Raw genomic sequence first — 19,207 nt, forward strand, 5'->3', positions numbered from 1 at the left:
AGATCGACGTCATCGCATCCCCGATGCGCCCACCGTACCTGCGACCGAGCAGCTCTGGAACGGAATTCCGCCCCAAAGTAGAACGTGTTCCTATACCGTCGGCCACGTGCAGAAAGAACAACGCCCCGCCGTGGCTGACTGGTTCACTGCGGACGACGGCCAGGTACGCCTCAAAGGAACCCGCTGCAATGACTGCGGCACGCCGTACTTCCCGAAGAACACCCTGGCCTGCCGCAACCCGAAGTGCACAGGCACCCACGACGGCACCGAGCTGGTCGAGTACCTGTTCTCCACACGCGGGCGGATCTGGTCGTACGCGGACGCGCGGTACAAGCCGCCCGCGCCCTACGTCTCGGCCGATCCGTTCGTGCCCTACATCGTCGCGGCGGTGGAGCTCGAGGTCGAGCAGATGGTGATTCTCGGGCAGGTCGTGCGCGGCCTCACGGTGGACGACCTGGCCGTCGGCATGCCGGTCGAACTGACCGTCGGCACGCTGTACGAGGACGACGACGCCGAGCACACGGTGTGGATGTGGAGGCCGGTCAATGACTGATACGAACAATCGCGACATCGCCGTCCTCGGTGCGGGCATGCACCCGTGGGGCAAGTGGGGCCGCAATTTCGTCGAATACGGTCTGGTGGCGGCGCGGGCGGCGCTGGCCGATGCCGGGTTGAACCACCGCGACGTCGGCTACATCGCCGGCGCGGACACCATCCGCAACGGGTACCCCGGTTTCGTCTCGGGGGCGACTTTCGCCCAGGCGCTCGGCTGGTCGGGTGCGCAGATCTCGAGTAGCTACGCCGCCTGTGCCTCCGGTGCGCAGGCCATCGCCAACGCGCGTGCGCAGATCCTGGCCGGACTGTGCGAGGTCGCGCTGGTGGTCGGCGCGGATACCACACCGAAGGGCTTCTTCCAGCCGGTCGGTGGCGAGCGCCGCGACGACCCGGACTGGCTTCGCTTCCACCTGCTCGGCGCCACCAACCCCATCTATTTCGCGCTGTACGCCCGTCGCCGGATGGCGTTGCACGGTGCCACGCTCGACGACTTCGCCGCCGTCAAGGTGAAGAACTCCCGGCACGGCCTGAACAACCCGAATGCCCGCTACCGCAAGGAAGTCTCGGTCGAGGAGATCTCCGCCTCGGCGATCGTGTCGGACCCCCTGCGGTTGCTCGACATCTGCGCGACCAGTGACGGTGGCGCCGCTGTGGTGCTCACGTCGATGGATTACGCCCGTCGTCACGGCATCGCCGATCCGGTGCGTATCTCAGCGCTGTCGACGGTCACGCCGACGTTCCCCAAGACCGTGCTCGATCTGCCGGATTTCTCGACGGATTCGGCCGTGGCCGTCGAGCCACCGTCGCGCACGTTCCGGTCGGCCATCGCGCACGCCGCCTATGAAGAGGCCGGTCTCGGTCCCGAAGACCTGTCCCTGGCGGAGGTCTATGACCTGTCCACCGCGCTGGAACTGGACTGGTACGAAGACATCGGGCTCTGCGAGACAGGTGCGGCAGAATCTCTGCTGCGCAGTGGCGCAACGACATTGGGCGGACGAATCCCGGTGAATCCCAGCGGCGGTCTGGCCTGCTTCGGCGAAGCCATCCCCGCACAGGCCATCTCCCAGATCTGCGAGCTCACCTGGCAGCTGCGCGGCCGGGCCGAGGGCCGCCAGGTGGACAACGCCCGAGCGGGCATCGCGGTGAACCAAGGTCTCTTCGGCCACGGATCGGCCATCATCGCCACGCGCTGACCCACCACATCATCGAGGTCGGCTCACCGATACCCCGGTCCCTATCAGGGGTTTCGGTGATCACCCGCACCGGCGCCGTCGCTTCAGCCCGCTACCTCGGCTGCTTGCCGCTCGCCTGTCAGGTCGGCTACCCGGTTTCGGGCGCGTTCGAGAGACCGCTGTAGGCGCTCCCCGCCGAATTCGTCGTTGCCCGTGTAGACGAACTCGACGTCGTCGATGCCGATGAAACCCAGCGCCGTGCGCAAGTACGGTTCGACGTGATTCATGCTCGCCAGCGGACCGCCCGTCTCGTAACCGGCGTCGCCGGTGCCGACGATGACGAAGGCACGCTTGCCCGAGGTGAGTGGTGTGTACGGTGCCGCGGCCGCCGGGTCGAAGGAGAAGGTGCGCCCGACCCGAACGATCTGGTCGATGTAGGCCTTCAGCATCGCCGGAACCCCGAAGTTGTACATGGGAACTCCGAGCACCAGCACGTCGGCGGCGAACAGCTCGTCCACCAACTGGTCGCTGTAGGCCAGGGCCGCGCGCATCGGTGGGGTGCGCCGGCTCGGTGGGGTGAAGGCGGCGGCGATCCAGTCCTCGGTGATGTGCGGAGGCGGTTCGTGGCCGAGGTCGCGGCGGATCACCCGGTCGCCGGGCCGGCCCTCGCTCCAGCGCGCGACGAACTCGGCGACCAGCGTGCGAGTGTGGGAGCGCGACCGGCGCGGGCTGGCATCGAGCTGAAGTAGCTGGGCCATCTGAAACTCCTGTCGGGACTGTGTCGGCTTGTGACACCGAGCCTGCCCGACGGCGAACATCAGCGTAAGAACGCACATTTCTGTAACCCGGTACCCTTTTCCATACCTTTGCCGGTGAGACGAGGATGTGGCATGGCGACACGTAAGCAGGATCTCGATTTCGACTGCCCGGTCGAGGTCACCCTCGATGTGATCGGCGGCAAATGGAAGGGCATGATCATCTTCCGGCTGAGCGAGGGAGCGGCGCGGTTCAACGAGATGCGCCGCGCCATGCCGCACGTGACCCAGCGAATGCTCACCGCGCAACTGCGCGAACTCGAGCGCGACGGTGTACTCACCCGCACCGTGTATCCGGAGGTCCCACCCCGGGTCGAGTACGAGCTGACCGACTTCGGCCGCGGTCTCGTCCCGATCATCCTGCTGATGGAGACCTGGGGCGAGCAGTACCGGGAACAACTCCGTCAGGCCGGATAGACACCCCGACCGCCTCGTAGTCCTCCGGAAACGCTGAGCAGAGCCGTTTCGACCTGGAAACAACCATCCGTTGCGGTGCCCTGCCCTCTTGTGAGAGTCTATCTCTCATTAAGAGGTACTACCTCTAAGGAGGGCACACGTTGCGAGTAGTCCAGTGGGCCACCGGCGGAGTCGGCAAGGCGGCGATCGAGGCGGTGCAGGCTCATCCCGAGCTGGACCTGGTCAGTTGCTATGTCCATTCCGAAGCCGAGAGCGTACGACCGACCTGCATCCGCTGGTGCTCTCGGTGATGGCGCCGAAGGTGGGTCGCGCGTGAGTGAATCGTTGCGGGACCGGCAGAAGGCACAGATCCGTGCGGACATTCAACGGGCGGCAGTGCGACTGTTCGCCGAGCGCGGTTTCGACGCGGTGACCACCCAGGAGATCGCGGCGACCGCGGGTGTCGGGCACAGCACCTACTTTCGGTATGTGACCAGCAAAGAGGACCTGCTGCTCGGCATTCTCCGCCGGGCCGGCGCGGCCATCGTCGCCAACCTGCAGGCGCGGCCTCGCAATGAGTCGGCCGAAGAAGCGCTGTGCCAGGCGAGCCTGCGGTGGAGCCAGGCCTTCGTCGCCGAGGAGGAGGCATTGGACTACTGGCGCACCGCGATTCGCACCGCACCGCAGGCGCTCGACCGAGTGTCGGTGGTCGGCCGGTCCGAGCGCGCGCAGCTGACCGAACTCGTCGGCGACCGGATGGGCGCGCGACCCGACGAGGACATCCGGCCCGGCCTGCTAGTCCACACCGTGCTCGCCGCCGCCGAGTTCGCCTTCTTGCGCTGGCTCGACAACGACGATCCTCGTGACCCCACCCTGCATCAGCTCACCGAACAAGCTTTCGAAGGAACCAGAACCCAATGCTGGAAGTAACCGAATCCACGGCGGCACACCCTGTGCGCGGCGCCGGTGTTCTCCGTGTCTGGATGGTGGTCGCCGCGTTCGTCGTAGTCGGCGCCGCGGTACCCATTTCCCTGCATTTCGCGCGATACGGCCTCAACGTGGGGCAGATCATTCTGGTCACCTTCACGTGGATCAACGTGATGATCGCGCTGTGGGAGATCTCGCTGAATCTGCGCATCTCCCTGATCGAGCGCCAGCACGAGCAATTCGTCGAGGAGTACCGCGGACGCGAACTCGACCGGGTGATCGACTTCTTCACCGCCCGTATCCGGGTCCGTGAGATCCTGCGCCCCAGTACCTGGGCGCAGGTCTGGTCGTCGTACTCGCTGTTCGATCCCGCCTACGCCAACCGGAAGTCGTTCGGGTTCTGGGTGGACTCCGGCAACGGGTACGTGACACTGATCCCGTCGCTGCTGTTCATCTACGGTCTCACCTTCGACATCGTGCCGGCGCGCACGCTGGGGATCGTGGGCCTGATCGTCTTCTGGATGATGTTCTACGGCACGGTCATCTACTACGCGGCCTACTTCTTCAACAAAGAGTACGTCGGGCACACCAGACGCAACCTCGCGCTGTTCATCGGCGGAACGAACAGCCTGTGGATCTTCGCACCGGCATGGGGCATTGTCGCCAGCATCATCCTGATCAACACCGACTCCTACGGGTTCCTCCGGTAACGCCTCGGAATCGCTACTTCTCCTTCGCGAGCGCACCGAGGAACTGCCCTTTTCAGCGCACACGCCGTAGTGCTCGTTCGGCCGCGTTGGCCCCGCACATACCGTGCGCGCCGGGGCCGGGTGGGGTCGCTGCCGAGCAGATGTAGTGGCCGCGGACGCCGGTGTCGTAGGGCTGCAGGGTCTTTCGCGGGCCGAACACGAGCTGAGGGATGTCCTTGGCGCCGGTCATGATGTTGCCGCCGACGTAGTTCGGGTTGTAGTCGGCGAATTCTGTTGTGGTGCGGGTGGACCGGCCGATTATGCGGTCTCGGAAGCCTGGCGCGAAACGTTGGATCTGGGCGATGATCGCTTCGGTGGCATCACCGGTGTAGCCATTAGGGACGTGAGCGTAGGTCCAGACGGGATGTACCGAGCCCGCGGATCGCTGAGGGTCGGCGAGGTATTGCTGGCCTACCAGGACGAAGGGGCGCTGCGGCATTCGGCCCGCGTGGATGGCGCGTTCACCCGCGGCGATCTCGGCGAAGGAACCACCCAGGTGCACTGTGCCCGCGCGGCGGGCAGCCTCGGCCACCCACGGGATGCCGCCCTCGACGGCGAAGTCGACCTTGAAAGCGCCGGGCCCGTAGCGGAATCGGCGGTAAGAACGCGCGATTCGGGCGGGGAGCCGGTCACCGAGGATTTCCGCGACCGCCGTCGGGGCCAGGTCCCAGACGGTGATGTCGGACGGCGGTAGGTCAGCGACAGAGCGTACGTGGACGCCGGTCTCGACCTTTCCGCCATGGTCGGCCAGTACCGCGACCATGCTGTCGGCGATCTGCTGGGACCCGCCGACCGCCACCGCCCACCCGAATCGGTGTCCCGCCGTCAGAATGCCGAGCCCGATACTGGCGCTCAGCGGGCGCTCGAGCGGATGGAAGGCATGTGCGGCGACGCCGCCGAACAGTGCCCGTCCGGCCTCGGTGCGGAACGCTCGCGCCAGCAGCGTCGCGGGTGCGGTCGCCGGAATACCGAAGCGTGCCAAGTGGATCGGGTGCCGAGGGATCCGCAACAGTGGGCGCATGATGTCGGCGCCGAACCGGTCGTAGTTCGCTACCGGGCGCTCGAAAAGTCTTCGCCACAGTCGTTCATCGGCGCCCAGCCCCGTGGCGGTCTCGGCGACCGAGCGGTGCAGCACTGCGGCAGTGCCGTCGTCGAGCGGGTGAACGCAATCGAGCTCCGCCGACGCCCAACGCAATCCGTACCGTTGCAGGTCGACGGCCCGCAGGAACGGCGAGCCCACGGCCATCGGGTGGACGGCCGAGCAGTGGTCGTGCAGCAGGCCGGGCAGGATCGCCTCGCTAGAGCGGGTGCCGCCGCCGATCGTGTCGGCCGCTTCGAGGACCGTCACCTCCACGCCCGCTCGGGCCAGCGTGATCGCCGCGGCCAGGCCGTTGGGGCCGCTGCCGACCACTGTCGCCGTTGTCATCGACTTGCCTTTCTGTTGTTCGAGATGATCTCCGGTACTCGGGCTATTCGGCCGGAACCACCACGTCCTCGTACGGTGCGGTGACCGCGCCGGTGACGTCTGCCCGCCGCCAGGTCACGGTGTGCGGAATGGGACCGTCCGGCAGCCACGGCATCGCCTCGACCGCGTCGGCCACCTCCCATGTTCCGCGTTCGAGGACGCCCAGTGCCGCGTCGACCACCATGTACTGCTGCGTGCTCTTGTGTACCGGTTGCGACTCCACCCACACCACGACCCATTCTCCCGGAGCGAACCCGACCCGTGCTTGGACGGCGTCGATCAGGTCGAGGTTGTGCAGGTGGCCGTCGCCGAAGTTGAAGCCGATCAGCGAGTTGCAGGCGAACTCGGCTTCGCGCACGGTCCAGCGGTCGATATCGGGCAGATGCTTGTACAGCAGGGAGAACAGGCCCCGGCCCTGACTGTGCATGGACCGCCAGGCGATGGTCTGCTGCATGGTGATCTCAGCGACTGCCGGCGGGTAGCCCATGGCCAGCAGCTGGTCGACCTGGTTGTCGGCGGGCCGGTGCGCGATGGTGTTGAGCTTCGCCTCGGCCCCCGGCGCGAAGGCCCACAGCGCCGAGGCCCAGTTGCCCGCGTATTGACGCATCGACGGCAGGAACGACACCAGGTCCGGGCGCAGATTGCCGAGGACGGGGAAGAAGGCCAGTCCGGCCGCGATCGCCACCGTCAGCCATGGCGAGGACATGTCGAAAACCCCGTAGCCCGCCGAATTCGGGAAACCGAGGAACAAGAACACCGTGAGGTAGGCGAACAGGATGTTCCACTCCAGTGGCACGGCCAGCGGGAAGGTGGAGGTAATGAAAAGGTGGAAGATCACCATCATCGCGACACCTGCCAGCGTCAGCCAGTGGTTCGTCGAGAACAGCAACACGATCGGGGTGACCACCTCGACCGCGGTACCACCGACATGGGCCATGAACGCCGCCACCCGCGACGGTCGGATGTCGCGCGGGAAGTCGCGGTAATGGGCGCGTTTGATCGACCGGAACGGCATCGCCGGACTGTTGGACACCATCGGGGGCACCACATTGGCGAAGTGCTTGCCGAACTTGGAGGCACCCGCGCCGACCCACACGATCACGATCAGCAGCTTGGCCGCGATGATCATGTCGGTGAACGGCAACACCGCGAAGAACAGCAACGCGGGCAGATACTGTTCGCCGCGAGCCGCCAGGAAGATCGTCTTGTCTCGCAGACCGCACAGGATGTAGAGCACGATCGGCGCGATCAGCAGCACCGGCCGGACCAGCCCGGAAGTGTTGTCGGGCAGCGCTTCCAGCAGTGCTGCGGTGGTCCGCCCCGGCGCGACCAGGGCGATCACCAGCGAGGCGAGAAAGCCGAGGTAGAGGACCACGTCGACAGTGGTACGCGAATCACCGTTGGTGAACGGTACCCGGTACCAGGGCCGCAATCGGATACTTCCCCGTCGGGCGAAGTACCCGATGCCACCCGTCATCGGCTTGAACTTGCCCGCCAGCGGGCCCCACGAGCCCGCGACGCCGATCGCTTCGAGCAGCACCGTCCACAGGACCAGCTTCTGGTAGACGACGGGCTGGTTCCACCACTGCGCCACATCCCAGAACGGTCCGGTGCCCGAGGTGGCCGTCGCGATCGCGATGCCGCCGATGATGTAGAGCACGAGCACTTTCACGAGATACACGGTGTGGATCATCTTCGGCGTACCGAATCCGAATTCCGCCCAGTGCAGTGCCAGTGTTCGTATACGTTCGCGCAACGGCAGATCCAAGAATTTCTCGGTGTCCACCGGCGGGAAGTCTCCCGTCTTGAATCCCATGGCTCGATCCCCTTCTTCCGGCTTCCGGGCGCGACTGATCGCGACCGAAAGGAGTCTTTCGTTCGAATTGAAATGCGGTGCTGAACTGTTCAGGTGCGCGCGGCCGCGACCCGCAGCTGCTTCTTGTCGATCTTGCCGACCGGATTGCGTGGCATCTCCGCGGTCAACACGATGGCGGCGGGCACCTTGAACGCGGCGAGTTCGGCGCGGCAGTGCTCGGTCAGCTCTTCGGCGGTGACCGTGGCCTGTGGCGCGGTGACCACATGGGCGACCGGCACCTCGCCCAGCACGGCGTCGGGCACACCGACGACCGCGGCTTCGTGGACGGCGGGGTGCCGATAGAGTGCGTTCTCGATTTCCTTGGGGTACAGGTTCTCCCCCGCCCGGATGATCATGTCCTTGATCCGGTCGACCAGGACCAGGTAGCCGTCGGCATCGACGTAGCCGACATCGCCGGTGCGCAGCCAGCCGTCCACAACGGTCTCGGCCGTCTCCGTCGGCCTGCCGAGGTAGCCGCGCATCACGTTCGCTCCGCGGATGACGACTTCGCCGGGTTCACCGGGGGCCGACAACACGCCCGCGTCGTCCATGATCGCGACGGTCTGACCGGGCAGGGGCAGCCCGACAGTACCCGGCTTCCGTTGGCCTGCTATCGGATTGAGGGTCGATGCGCAGGTTCCCTCGGACAGACCGTATCCCTCGACGATCGGCACACCGAAGCGCTGCTCGAACCGGGCGATGAGCTCGACGGGCATCGGCGCGGCACCGCAGATCGCCACGCGCAACGAGGAGCTGTCGGGGCGCGGACCGTCGGGCTGGGCCACCAGCATCGCGTAGATGGCGGGCACCGCCGAGAAGTAGGTCGGCCGGATTCGCGTCACCGTGTCGAAAAAGCCTGAAGCGGAGAACTTTCCGGCGATGGTGGTGCGTCCGCCCGCCAACAGGGGCGACAGCACACTGACCACGATGCCGTTGACGTGGAACAGCGGCAGGATCAGCAGGCTGTGGTCGGTCTCGTTCAAGCCGAGAGCGTCGATGATCATCGCGCACATGGCGGCGAGGTTCTCGTGACCGAGCTGCACGCCCTTGGGCCTGCCCGTGGTGCCGCTGGTGTAGATGATCAGGGCGAGATCGCCGGCAGACGCGACGGTCGCAGCAGGGCCGGCGGGCTGGGCCAGCGCGGCGATATCGAGAGTGGTTGCCGGCCTGTCGGATTCGCCGACGACGAGGGCGGCGCCGGAGTCTTCGACTTGGTACCGGATGTCGTCGTCGGTGAGCCCGGGGTTGACGGGAGTGACCGCGGCACCGAGCCGCCAGGCCGCGAACAGGACCACCACGAGGTCTACCCGGTTGGGCAGCACGATCGCGACGACGTCGCCGGACCGCAGGCCCGCACAGTGCAGGACCGCCGCGGCGGCGTCGACCCGAGCGTGGAATTCCGTGTTGGACAGTGTGACGGTGTCGTCGGCGATGCAGTGTCCGTGTGGGTCGGCAACCGCCCTGACCTCGGGCAATTCGGCGATGTGTCGCATAATTCCTCACCGGTGGTAAATGTGATCTGGGTTACAACACTCACGGTAAGGCCCCGATCCGACGCCGACTACGGGCCCGTAGCCCAGCGTTACGCCGACGTGTTGTGCCACGGGCACAAACCGCGCCACCGACGCGAGCGGCGGATGTACTGTCTGCGGCCATGGCCCACGACAACGATCCACTGGTGCGTGCGGTGGCGAGCCGGGTCAAAGCCGACCTGGACCACCTGGCACCGACGATGATCACGATGTTCACCGAGGTCATCCCCGAATTCCGGCACGATGACGAAATACGCAGGCTGATGGTGGCCAGCACCGAGTCCAACCTGTCCGCGATCCTGGACATGCTCACCCTGGCCATCGGCCTCGATGACATCACCGTGCCACCCGCCGCCGCCGAGTACGCCCGCCGCTTCGCCCAGCGCGACCTGTCACTGGAGGCACTACTGCGCGCCTACCGGCTCGGCGAGAACATGTTCGTCCAGTGGACGATGACGCTGCTGGCCGAGCTGAACCCGCCCACCGATGTCGCGATGGCCACCGCGGCCCGCATCGCCCACCTGGTGAACGGTTATATCGACCAAGTGATCGAGGGCTTGATCGATATCTACGAGAGTGAGCGCCGCCGCTGGGACGCGCGCACCGACGCTGCCCGGGCCGCGCAGGTGCGCGCCGTCGTCGACGCCGACGACTTGGATGTGGGCTCGGCCGAGCAGATGCTGTCGGCCTCCCTGCGCGGCTGGCACCAGTTCGCGATGCTGTGGGCGCCCCCGGGAACCCGCGATCCGCGCGCGCACTTGCGCGCGGGCACCGCCTTGCTGGCCGCCGCGACCGGCAAGACGCCGATGACCGTGGAGGTCGACGATCACAACCGGTGGGTGTGGATCTCCTCGGTGGCCCGGCCCGCGCTCGACACCGAGCAGCTCGCTCTCGATCTTCGCGCGCATCCGAACCTTTCCATCGCCCTGGGCGATCCGGGCACCGGCCTCGAAGGGTTCCGTCAGGCCTTCCGCGACGCACAGCAAGCCCGCGCCGTCGCACTGAACAGGCGAGAGCACGGCCTCACCGTCCATTCCGATGTGGCGTTGACCGCCCTGTTCGCCGACCGGGTACCCGAGATGCGGCTGTGGGCCGAGCGGGTACTCGGCGCCCTGATGGGCACCGACGAGACAGCGGCACGACTACGCAGAACCGTCCGCGCGTTCCTCGATGCCCGCGGTAGCTACACCGACGCCGCCGCCCGGCTCCACGTCCACAAGAACACCGTCCATTACCGGGTACGCAAAGCCGAAGAGCTACTCGGACATCCGCTCGGCGAGCGCAGACTCGACATCGAAGTGGCCCTGCTGACCTGCGCCCAGCTCGGAATCCCGGAGGCTCCTCCCGAGCCACAACGTGGCCGGCGCCGGCCGGCAGAGACGACAGTGGCCGGCGATACCTGACATCGCACGCCTCCCCGGGCCCTCGACCACGACAAGTTGCTTGTCCTTCGACAACGCACCCGGCTCAGCGTCAACGCCGCCGAATGACGACTCCGCTCATCCCCGAGATCGCCCCGACCAACCGGATCACCTGACCGCCGAGACGTTTCGGAGGCCCCGCTTTGTCCTTCACACTCGACCAGCCGATCACGTCGACACCGCTGGTGTCGATCACGTGGTCGGCACCGAGCATCAACTTGACCGTCGACACCGACACCTGAAGTTCGATATCTACACTGGGCCCGAGGAATTCGGCATTGACGAAATTCAGGTCGATCGTCCCCCACGAACCGGTGACGAGGATCCGCGCGGGCACCTGCCAGACGCCTTTGCGCCGGACCGTGGTCCAATCGGCCGCGATCTCCATCGGCTGCACGCCAAGCGGAACGGGCACTACCGGAGCCGCCCGCGAGACCGCATCGGGAAACAACTGCCCGGCAACGGGAAGCTGCGCAAGCACCCCGCGCAGCTCACCGCGGGTCCGCGCGCTGTAGGCCACCATCGACCGTTCCTCGAACTCGGAGATCTCCAGATACCCCGCCGAGAACGCGTCATTGAGCAATGCGATGGCGCGTTCACGCTCCGGATTGCCGACCCGTAGGTCGTCGTCAGGGAGTGCTTCGGCCATGCGACACACCCTAACGAAGCGTGTCGGCGGGGCATAACGGTCCAGGTCGGCACGATGTGGCAGGTGTCACACCCGTGCGGACGATGAGTTCCCAGCGTGCGGATGGTCTCTACTGCAGAGGCTGCGATCAATCGAAGGAGCGACCGTGAACGACGTTGTCTGGTCCATGGTGCACGAGGAACGTGCGGCGCTGATCGAGGACCTCGCGGTGATCGAGGAAGCGCAATGGGGTACCCCGTCGCTCTGTGATGGGTGGACCGTGCACCACGTCGTCGCTCACCTGGTCGACAGCGCTCGCGCGACGCGCATCGGTTTCGTGGCCGGCATGGTCCGTGCCGGTTTCGACTTCGATCGCCAGAACGCACGTGGTGTGGAACGCGAGCGTGCGGCCACGCCGCACGAGACATTGGCGCGACTACGTCAGGTGGCATCGCGCAGGTCGACACCACCGGCCCCGCTCGACAGCCGACTCGTCGAAGCGGTCGTGCACGGTGAGGACATCCGCAGGCCCTTGGGGCTCACCCGTGTCTATCCGTTGGAGGCCGTCGTCCGAGCACTCCGCCTGCAGACTCGTACCCCGGAGTCTTTCGGCGGAGCCAAGAAACTGGCGTCCCGGGTCCGGCTCTCGGCAACCGACACCGACCTGTCGATCGGGCACGGCCCGGAAATCAGCGGCACGGCGCTCGCGCTCCTCCTGACCGTCTCCGGGCGCCGTGTCTCACCGGACGAACTCGCCGGCCCCGGAGTCGGCCGATGACATCAGCGACGGGCAGCGAAAGTGCGCAGCGCGAGGACGAGACGCAAGAGCATCAGCAGTAACCCCAGCGCAAGAACGGTGAACAACAAGACCGCGATATCGGGAGTCCACAAAGTGAGCTGGGGTAGTCCGACACCCACACTCCTGGGCAACGCGATACCCAGACCTGCCAGGACCGGACCGAGCACGAGTAGCCAGGCAGCGAGGTTGATGGCCGCTCGTCGTCGAGACGTCACCGCGGGCCGCCCGAGTAACCGGATGCAGCGAATCACCGCGGCGAGACAGATCATCACCGCTGCGACGAACCCGGCGAGAACTGTCCGGTAGGAGTTCGAGTCCGGCGCCGGCGCGGGTTCGTGCCCGATTGTGCGCGCCGCGATCCCGAACCCGATATCGAGGAGAGCGGATTCCTGAAAGGTTCCGTAGGCGTTCGCGCTGAAGACGACGGCGTGCTCCGGCAGCAGGATCACCTGGGACGAATAGCCGGGTAGGGCACCGCCGTGCCAGACCATCGGGATATCGGTGCCCTCGACCGACCATCGTCGCCAGCCGAGACCGTATCCTCTACCGTCGCCGGTCGGCACCGCTGCCTCCAGCACACTCTCGTCACCGAGACTGGCCCGCGCGAAAGCGGCGAGGTCCTCGATCGTGCCGCCCAGATACCCGTACGCCACTCCCGCCGGGTCGAACGGTGTGGCGAACGACATCGGACGGCCGAAGACGAAGCGATGCCCGTCGGGAACCACCGCAGCGGCCCGCTCGGCGGATAGCACGGCCGTATGCATACCGATGGGTTCGGTTACGCGCTCAGCCAGCACGTCCGCGAACAACCGGCCGGTGACGGACTCGACCACCGCCGCGAGCAGCAGGTAATTCGTACTCGAATAGCGATGAGTGACGCCGGGTTCACCGGCCAGCGACTCGTGTGCGAGTTCAGCCACCACATCACCCGGCCTGCGGTCCGCATCGGTGCGGTCGGTATGACGGGTCGAAGTGGGTAGTCCACTGGTGTGGTTCAGCAAGTGCCGCAGCGTGACTCGTGCCGACAAGGCATCGTTTCTGGTCCGGAAGGCCGGCACATAGGTGGTGACCGCCTCGTCGAGACGCAACTCACCTGCCGCCACCATCGTCGAGATCAGGCGAGCTGTCACGGGTTTGGCCACTGAACCCCACAGGAACGGCGTCGCCTGGGTGACGGGCTCGCCCGAGCCGTCGGTGCCGAACGTGCCGGCATGTCGAATGCCGGCACGGTCGAGCACCGCGTACGCGGCTCCCGGAATCCGGGTCTCGGCCATCCGCTCACGTACGAACGCGTCCAATCCCGCGCTCGGGCCCGTCAGTCCGTCCGCGACCGGGCTCGGGACGGGCGCGCACCCCGCGAGCACCAGTACCGAGATCAGCAGAATCTGCCACCGTTCCAATATGGTCATATTGGAACGGTAACCATATATGTATATTGTTGTCCATGCCCCGAGTCGCCGATCATGACCAACGACGTTCGGCGATGATGCACGCCTTCCAGCGGCTACTGGCGGCCGAGGGACTGCAGCGCGTGACGTTCAGCAAAGTGGCGGCCGAGGCCGGATTCTCGGTCGGCCTGATCCAGCACTACTTCGCGAACAAAGATGAGCTGCTGCGGTTCTCGTATGCGGACTGCCTACGCCGCAGCGCCGACCGAGTCGCCGAACACATCAGCACCGGCGAAGCGGCCGGCCAGCCGATCTCGGCGATGCTGATGGCGGGCCTGACCGAACTACTGCCGCTCGATCCGGAGCGGCAGCTGGAATTCCGGGTCGAACGCAGCCTGTGGACCCAGTCGCTGAACGACCCCGAGCTCGCCCAGGTGGCCCGGCGAGCACACCACGAACTGCATGACCGGATCGCCACCGCCATCGAGAACGGCAAGGAATGCGGCGAAGTCGACGCTGAGGTCGACAGTGCCACCACCGCGACGATGATCACCGCCACCGCCCGCGGCCTCGCCGACACCGTCTCGATCGAATCAGCACCCGCCGATCCCGAGGCGATCGAGGCAGTACTGCGGCCTGTCATAGACAGCGTCTTCACCGGACGCTGCCGTCACTTCGACCGCTGAAACACACCCGAGGCCATCGATCCGCCTCCTGAGAACCACGATTACCGAGGATGCGGCTGCGGTTACCGGGCGGCCGCGCCGGTTGTGGTCGTTGCCGAGATACTGCCGCGAGGATGTAGGACCACCGGTAGGGCCGAGGGAGAGAGGACGAAATCCCGATTCGAGGCGCGGACTCGGGGTTTGGGGGTCGCGGCCGGGCGCCAGCGAGTCAGGAGAGCAGCGGTGGCCAGGGCGATTTCGAGCATGGCGAAGTGGTCGCCCAGACAGCGGCGGCGGCCTACGCCGAAGGAGAGACTGGCCACCTTGGCGGCGTCACCGGCGCGGTCGGGGTCCCAGCGGGCGGGATCGAAGGATTCCGGGTTGGGGAAATAGCGAGGGTCGTGCTGGACCATGTAGGGGCTGAACATGATCGGGGAGCCCGCCGGGATCGTCAGCGCGCCTAGGTGGATGTCTTCGGTGGCGTTGGCGGCGCTGATCCACGGGCCCCAGAAGCGGATGGTCTCCGCTACCACCTGTTTGAGGTACGGCAGGTCGGGGAGGTGTTCGGGAGTTACCGGGGCGGAACCGATCACCGTGTCGAGTTCGGTGTAGAGGCGGTCGGCTACGTCGGGGTGACGCATCACCTCGTGCCAGAGCCAGCCTGCCAGGGAGGCCATGGAACCCACGCCGCCGGCCAGCATGAGGATCGCCTCGTCGATGATGTGCTCATCGGAGAGCGTCGCGCCGGTTTCGCTGTCGGTGTGGCGTATGAGCGCGGAGACCACGTCGTTGAAATCTTCGTCGCGGCGGCGATATTCGGTGATCACCGCGCCTACAGCGGTGCGCAGGTGGCGGGCCTTGGTCTGCCAGCGGTAGTTGGCGATTACGCGCAGGCGGCGCAGCTGCGGGGGTAGGGCGGTGCGCATGATCACCTGACTCAGCAGCCAGGGAACATTGTCACGGATCTCGCGGCGGGCGGTGGCGCCGAAGTCCGCTGTGAACAAGGTCGCCGAGACGGTGTCGAGGACCAGGCCGTGGGCTTCGTCCATGAGGTTCACCCGTGTGCCCGCGGGGAGTCCGGCGGCCCAGGTGTTGGCGATATCGGCCGCGGAATGGGCGTATTCGGCCAGGCGCGTTTGACGCAGCGCGGGCGAGATCATTCTGCGGCGGAGTTTGTGCTCCTCACCGCGCAGGACATTGACCGAGCCGCCCGCTACATCCTCGATCGCCTCACGGAGGTCTTCTCGGTCGAATTCGGCTGTGCTCAGCGCTACTTCGCGGACCAGTTCGGCAGTGGTGAGGAGATAGCCGGTTTTGTTGCCGAAGCGGACTCGGACGATAGGGCCAAGGGCGGAGAGCGAGGTGACGAAGCCGGGGGCGTCGGTGAGTGCGCGCAGACTGTGGCCGAGGAGGGGCAGCTCTCCCGGAGCGGTGGGGACCTCCGCGAGGGTGCGCGGCAGTGGCTGATCGGCGTGCGGGGTATTCGTTTCGCCTGCGCGGCGGTAGATCTCGACAACCGCATCGATCTGTCCGGACTGCCGCACCGAATCCGCCCGCTCCCCCACGATCTTTCGCATACCCGCCAGCGCCGATCGATCGGCGGCCAGCCTCGCCAGGGTCTCGGTGAGCGCTTCGCGGGACGGGTCGATCGAACGCACGCCGCCACCGGTGGGAACGGTCTCGTCGAGTGCCGGATCGCAGTAGACGATCGGCAGACCCACCGCCAGCGCCTCGAGCAGCACCATGCCCTGGGTGTCGAAACCATGGGACGGGAACAACAGCGCATCGGCCGCGGCCATGGCCTCCAGGCATTCGATCTGAGTCGCGCGTCCGTGCAATCGGATTCGATCCGCCAGCCGGTACGAAGCTATGAGGTCCCCGGCGGGTCCGCGCAGATCACCCTCCCCGTAGATATCGAGGGTGCAGTTGTCGGTGCGCCGCACCGCCTCTATCGACTCGAGGAGGCGCTTTTCCGGCGAGAACCGCCCGCACCAGACCAGGCGGAGCGGGCCGTCCGGCGCGGGCTCCGGCGCGGAAATGGTTTCGAGCAGTGCGTCATCGACACCGTTGGAAATCACCCGGATCGGGCGGGTGAGCCCGTGCTCGACCATGAGGTCGGCGAAGTGACGGGTCGGGGCTATCACCTGATCGGCGGCTTGTCCCTGTGCCACGATCGTCCACCAGGCGTGGCGGGCGGCTCGGCTCTCCAACCGACGCGGCATGTGGTGGCCATGCGGTACAAAGCGTCCGTGCAACGCGCGCAAGCCCAATGCCGCCGGATACGGGGCGGGTGCATTGTGCTCGATGAACGCGTCGTCACGACTCTGCGCGGTGTGCACCAGCGGAATGCGGTGCCGTCGCGCGGCTTTCATGCCGGCGATCGAAACGCCGTAAGTTGTGTGGGTGTGCACGACATCGACCGGACCGCGCGCGGCGAACACCGAGTCGATCAGCTTGTCATTGCGACCGGTGGGCGGCACCACCGCGAAGCCGTTCACCACCAGTCCCAAAAGTGGCCGCAACTGCACGACATCCGGATCGTCGGACGTCAGCCCCGGCGATGGCGCGACGAACAGCGTGACGCGATGACCGGCCCGCTCGAGCCCACGACGCAAGCCCTCGACCGCGGTCTGGACGCCACCGAGCGTGGCCGGGTGATAATCCACGAACATCGCGATATGCATCAATGCCATGCTACGGATGCCGGACATCATCTGGAATGCCCCTATTTCCTGGGTCTGGACGGTGTACTGAGCAACACACACTGTCGACAGGTCCCACTCCCACGCCGAAAGATGCACCTTGCGTATAGCGATACCGCTCACCGGAACCCGTGGCGACGTGCACCCCATCGTGGCGCTGGGACTGGAGTTACGGCGGCGTGGTCACGATGTGCTGATCGGAGCCCCGCCGAACCTGGTCGAGTTCGTCACCGCCGCCGGGCTCGAGGCCCGCGCCTGCGGGCCCGATGTGCAGCAACTGTACAGCTCTGAGGAGGGGCAGCGAGCGCTGGCGACGGGCAACACTCTGCGGTTGATGCAGTTGGTCGCGAAACAGATGTCGGGGTATGCCCGGCAGATGAATCGCGAAGTCATCGAGGTGTGCGCGGGCGCCGACCTGATCGTCGCGAGCACGGTGACCGAGGATCGGGCGAGTTCGGTGGCCGAGGCCATGGGTGTGCCGCTGGTCGTCGTGCACTACTTCCCGATCAGAGCCAACAGCGCCTACCCGTTTCCCGGTTCGCTGCCGCCGCGGTGGAATCCGCCTGCCGCGATCAATCGGGCCACGTGGACGCTCGCGGAGAATCTGCGCCGCGTGGTGTTCGCGCGCTACCTCAATGATCTGCGATACATGCTGGGCCTGAAGAAGTCGTTCGCCAGCCCGGCCGCCACCCTCGCTCGCACGGACGTCACCGAGATCCAGATCTACGATCCCGTCTTGGTGCCGGGCCTGCGCGAACAGTGGGACGAGCGCCGACCCTTCACCGGCTTTCTTACCCTTGATCACGACACTCGGGCGGCCGTCGGTGATCTGGCGGGCGATCACGACGGCATTCTCTCCTGGATCGACGAGGGCGAACCGCCGGTCTTCTTCGGCTTCGGCAGCATGCCCATTCGCGATGCCGGCGCCGTGCTGGCCATGGTCGATGAGGTCTCCGCCCGGCTGGGCGTGCGCGCGCTGGTGAGTGCGGGCTGGAGTGATCTGGACACCGGGACGGCGCGCGCGGGCGCACAGGTCAAGATTGTCGGCCCGTTCGCCCACGACACAGTGTTCCCACGCTGCGCCGCCGCGGTCCATCACGGCGGAATCGGCACCCTGTTCGAGAGCTTGCGCGCCGGATTACCGACCCTCGTGTGCTCGGTATCGTTCGAGCAGCCCCTGTGGGGCGCGCAGGTCGAACGGCTCGGGCTCGGCGCGCATCTGCCGTTCACGAAACTCACCTCGGCTCGTCTGGAGCAGAAGCTGGCCCCGCTGCTCACCGCCGAGCGGCGCACTCGGGTGGCGGAGTTCGCACGCACGCTGCGCACCGAGGGCACTACCGACTATGCCGCCGACCTCATCGAGGCCGCCGCGAAGTGACGACGCCCGTGATCCTCGCCGATACGTTCGTCATGTTCCGGCGCTGTGCTCGGCGGACGCTGCGCAGCACGGACACGCTGATCATCTCGCTGACCATGCCGATTCTGGTCATGCTGTTGTTCACCTACGTATTCGGCGGGGCCATCGATGTGGGTGGGCCGTACCTGGACTACGTGGTGCCGGGAATCATGCTGCTCTGCACCGGATTCGGCGCGTCGATCACCGCAACCGCCGTCTGCGCCGACATGACGAAGGGCAGTATCGATCGCTTTCGGACCCTGCCCATGTTCCGGCAGGCCCTGATCGCCGGACATGTCGCCGAGGGCCTGATTCGGACCATGGCGGCCATCGGCATCGCGGTCGGCGTGGCGGTGGCGCTCGGGTATCGCCCGGCCGCTGGTCCGCTCGGCTGGTTGGGGGCGTTCGCGGTCATCACGCTGTTCGTGGTGGCCATCACCTGGATTGCCGTCGCACTCGGGATGGCCGTGGACAATCCGGAAGCGGCGGGCGGGCTCACCTACGCGATCACCTTCATTCCCTATGTCAGCAGCGCATTCGTGCGGACCACCACCATGCCGAGTTGGATGCAAGGCTTCGCCGAACACCAGCCCGCGACGCCGATTGTGGACACGGTGCGCGGGCAGTTGGACGCGACGGGCGCTGGGCAGTGGGTCGTCGCGCTGGTGTGGTGTGTCGTGCTCGCGGGGGCTGGCTTCGCCGGTGCCGCGATCGTTTATGGGCGACTGGCGCACCGCTGACG

Annotated in this window: 17 protein-coding genes and 1 pseudogene; 11 read left to right on the forward strand and 7 right to left on the reverse strand. The window is 66.5% G+C overall.

Annotated elements, in window-relative coordinates:
• Nucleotides 1-106 precede the first annotated feature (106 nt).
• Together ACFO5K_RS08745 and ACFO5K_RS08750 are read left to right on the forward strand one after the other, a co-directional pair.
• Nucleotides 107-553 carry a Zn-ribbon domain-containing OB-fold protein gene (locus ACFO5K_RS08745; protein ID WP_378558693.1) on the forward strand — a complete coding sequence of 149 codons (447 nt, stop codon included), beginning with the start codon at nt 107-109 and terminating at the stop codon, nt 551-553.
• Nucleotides 546-1,748, forward strand: a complete 1,203-nt coding sequence (locus tag ACFO5K_RS08750) for a lipid-transfer protein (protein ID WP_378558695.1) — start codon at nt 546-548, stop codon at nt 1,746-1,748. Before ACFO5K_RS08745 ends, ACFO5K_RS08750 begins: the two co-directional genes overlap by 8 nt.
• A gap of 83 nt (nt 1,749-1,831) precedes the next feature.
• Here the strand turns inward: ACFO5K_RS08750 and ACFO5K_RS08755 are convergent, their stop codons facing one another.
• Nucleotides 1,832-2,485 (reverse strand): FMN-dependent NADH-azoreductase, encoded by a 654-nt coding sequence (locus ACFO5K_RS08755; protein WP_378558699.1) that lies wholly within the window; start codon nt 2,483-2,485, stop codon nt 1,832-1,834.
• A gap of 132 nt (nt 2,486-2,617) precedes the next feature.
• On the opposite strand from ACFO5K_RS08755, the gene ACFO5K_RS08760 reads away from it, so the two are divergent.
• The 4 genes and pseudogenes from ACFO5K_RS08760 to ACFO5K_RS08775 all read left to right on the forward strand — a co-directional run bounded on the left by ACFO5K_RS08760 (nt 2,618) and on the right by ACFO5K_RS08775 (nt 4,575).
• Entirely contained in the window at nt 2,618-2,959 is a 342-nt protein-coding gene (locus ACFO5K_RS08760; RefSeq protein WP_378558702.1) for a winged helix-turn-helix transcriptional regulator, read from the forward strand.
• Between the two features lie 140 nt (nt 2,960-3,099).
• A pseudogene (locus ACFO5K_RS08765) lies at nt 3,100-3,219 on the forward strand (dihydrodipicolinate reductase); the annotation flags it as partial.
• Nucleotides 3,220-3,271: 52 nt separating this feature from the next.
• Nucleotides 3,272-3,868: a TetR family transcriptional regulator gene (locus ACFO5K_RS08770; protein WP_378558707.1), complete on the forward strand. Its 597-nt coding sequence runs from the start codon at nt 3,272-3,274 to the stop codon at nt 3,866-3,868.
• Nucleotides 3,856-4,575: a hypothetical protein gene (locus ACFO5K_RS08775; RefSeq protein ID WP_378558710.1), complete on the forward strand. Its 720-nt coding sequence runs from the start codon at nt 3,856-3,858 to the stop codon at nt 4,573-4,575. Before ACFO5K_RS08770 ends, ACFO5K_RS08775 begins: the two co-directional genes overlap by 13 nt.
• Nucleotides 4,576-4,627: 52 nt before the next feature.
• On the opposite strand, the gene ACFO5K_RS08780 is transcribed toward ACFO5K_RS08775, so the two are convergent.
• The 3 genes from ACFO5K_RS08780 to ACFO5K_RS08790 form a co-directional block, all read right to left on the reverse strand.
• Nucleotides 4,628-6,040 (reverse strand): phytoene desaturase family protein, encoded by a 1,413-nt coding sequence (locus ACFO5K_RS08780; RefSeq protein WP_378558714.1) that lies wholly within the window; start codon nt 6,038-6,040, stop codon nt 4,628-4,630.
• Between the two features lie 43 nt (nt 6,041-6,083).
• Entirely contained in the window at nt 6,084-7,895 is a 1,812-nt protein-coding gene (locus ACFO5K_RS08785) for a DUF3556 domain-containing protein (protein WP_378558718.1), read from the reverse strand.
• 89 nt (nt 7,896-7,984) lie between these two features.
• Complete coding sequence (locus ACFO5K_RS08790) at nt 7,985-9,427, reverse strand: class I adenylate-forming enzyme family protein (protein WP_378558722.1); 1,443 nt, start codon at nt 9,425-9,427, stop codon at nt 7,985-7,987.
• A 161-nt stretch (nt 9,428-9,588) separates the two neighbouring features.
• Here ACFO5K_RS08790 and ACFO5K_RS08795 point away from each other — a divergent pair, with 161 nt between their 5' ends.
• Entirely contained in the window at nt 9,589-10,869 is a 1,281-nt protein-coding gene (locus ACFO5K_RS08795; protein ID WP_378558727.1) for a helix-turn-helix domain-containing protein, read from the forward strand.
• Between the two features lie 70 nt (nt 10,870-10,939).
• On the opposite strand, the gene ACFO5K_RS08800 is transcribed toward ACFO5K_RS08795, so the two are convergent.
• Nucleotides 10,940-11,536, reverse strand: a complete 597-nt coding sequence (locus tag ACFO5K_RS08800) for a DUF1707 SHOCT-like domain-containing protein (protein WP_378558730.1) — start codon at nt 11,534-11,536, stop codon at nt 10,940-10,942.
• A gap of 166 nt (nt 11,537-11,702) precedes the next feature.
• On the opposite strand from ACFO5K_RS08800, the gene ACFO5K_RS08805 reads away from it, so the two are divergent.
• Complete coding sequence (locus tag ACFO5K_RS08805; protein WP_378559004.1) at nt 11,703-12,293, forward strand: maleylpyruvate isomerase family mycothiol-dependent enzyme; 591 nt, start codon at nt 11,703-11,705, stop codon at nt 12,291-12,293.
• 2 nt (nt 12,294-12,295) lie between these two features.
• On the opposite strand, the gene ACFO5K_RS08810 is transcribed toward ACFO5K_RS08805, so the two are convergent.
• Nucleotides 12,296-13,723 carry a serine hydrolase domain-containing protein gene (locus ACFO5K_RS08810; RefSeq protein WP_378558733.1) on the reverse strand — a complete coding sequence of 476 codons (1,428 nt, stop codon included), beginning with the start codon at nt 13,721-13,723 and terminating at the stop codon, nt 12,296-12,298.
• 35 nt (nt 13,724-13,758) lie between these two features.
• On the opposite strand from ACFO5K_RS08810, the gene ACFO5K_RS08815 reads away from it, so the two are divergent.
• Entirely contained in the window at nt 13,759-14,388 is a 630-nt protein-coding gene (locus ACFO5K_RS08815) for a TetR/AcrR family transcriptional regulator (RefSeq protein ID WP_378558736.1), read from the forward strand.
• A 62-nt stretch (nt 14,389-14,450) separates the two neighbouring features.
• Here the strand turns inward: ACFO5K_RS08815 and ACFO5K_RS08820 are convergent, their stop codons facing one another.
• On the reverse strand, nt 14,451-17,051 hold the full coding sequence (locus ACFO5K_RS08820; protein WP_378558741.1) for a cytochrome P450: 2,601 nt from the start codon (nt 17,049-17,051) through the stop codon (nt 14,451-14,453).
• Between the two features lie 118 nt (nt 17,052-17,169).
• On the opposite strand from ACFO5K_RS08820, the gene ACFO5K_RS08825 reads away from it, so the two are divergent.
• Together ACFO5K_RS08825 and ACFO5K_RS08830 are read left to right on the forward strand one after the other, a co-directional pair.
• Nucleotides 17,170-18,447: a glycosyltransferase gene (locus tag ACFO5K_RS08825; RefSeq protein ID WP_378558746.1), complete on the forward strand. Its 1,278-nt coding sequence runs from the start codon at nt 17,170-17,172 to the stop codon at nt 18,445-18,447.
• On the forward strand, nt 18,444-19,205 hold the full coding sequence (locus tag ACFO5K_RS08830; RefSeq protein WP_378558750.1) for an ABC transporter permease: 762 nt from the start codon (nt 18,444-18,446) through the stop codon (nt 19,203-19,205). The genes ACFO5K_RS08825 and ACFO5K_RS08830 overlap by 4 nt, the downstream gene beginning before the upstream one ends.
• Nucleotides 19,206-19,207 lie beyond the last annotated feature (2 nt).

This window comes from Nocardia halotolerans (assembly GCF_042650145.1).
Lineage (GTDB): Bacteria > Actinomycetota > Actinomycetes > Mycobacteriales > Mycobacteriaceae > Nocardia > Nocardia halotolerans.

What these genes read in the sequence shown, in the direction of transcription:
- ACFO5K_RS08810 (WP_378558733.1), bottom strand. Translation starts at nt 13,723, where the DNA reads ATGACCATATTGGAACGGTGGCAGATTCTGCTGATCTCGGTACTGGTG.
- ACFO5K_RS08815 (WP_378558736.1), top strand. Translation starts at nt 13,759, where the DNA reads ATGCCCCGAGTCGCCGATCATGACCAACGACGTTCGGCGATGATGCAC.
- ACFO5K_RS08750 (WP_378558695.1), top strand. Translation starts at nt 546, where the DNA reads ATGACTGATACGAACAATCGCGACATCGCCGTCCTCGGTGCGGGCATG.
- ACFO5K_RS08800 (WP_378558730.1), bottom strand. Translation starts at nt 11,536, where the DNA reads ATGGCCGAAGCACTCCCTGACGACGACCTACGGGTCGGCAATCCGGAG.
- ACFO5K_RS08755 (WP_378558699.1), bottom strand. Translation starts at nt 2,485, where the DNA reads ATGGCCCAGCTACTTCAGCTCGATGCCAGCCCGCGCCGGTCGCGCTCC.
- ACFO5K_RS08820 (WP_378558741.1), bottom strand. Translation starts at nt 17,051, where the DNA reads ATGCATATCGCGATGTTCGTGGATTATCACCCGGCCACGCTCGGTGGC.
- ACFO5K_RS08785 (WP_378558718.1), bottom strand. Translation starts at nt 7,895, where the DNA reads ATGGGATTCAAGACGGGAGACTTCCCGCCGGTGGACACCGAGAAATTC.
- ACFO5K_RS08790 (WP_378558722.1), bottom strand. Translation starts at nt 9,427, where the DNA reads ATGCGACACATCGCCGAATTGCCCGAGGTCAGGGCGGTTGCCGACCCA.
- ACFO5K_RS08795 (WP_378558727.1), top strand. Translation starts at nt 9,589, where the DNA reads ATGGCCCACGACAACGATCCACTGGTGCGTGCGGTGGCGAGCCGGGTC.
- ACFO5K_RS08805 (WP_378559004.1), top strand. Translation starts at nt 11,703, where the DNA reads ATGGTGCACGAGGAACGTGCGGCGCTGATCGAGGACCTCGCGGTGATC.
- ACFO5K_RS08780 (WP_378558714.1), bottom strand. Translation starts at nt 6,040, where the DNA reads ATGACAACGGCGACAGTGGTCGGCAGCGGCCCCAACGGCCTGGCCGCG.
- ACFO5K_RS08775 (WP_378558710.1), top strand. Translation starts at nt 3,856, where the DNA reads ATGCTGGAAGTAACCGAATCCACGGCGGCACACCCTGTGCGCGGCGCC.
- ACFO5K_RS08760 (WP_378558702.1), top strand. Translation starts at nt 2,618, where the DNA reads ATGGCGACACGTAAGCAGGATCTCGATTTCGACTGCCCGGTCGAGGTC.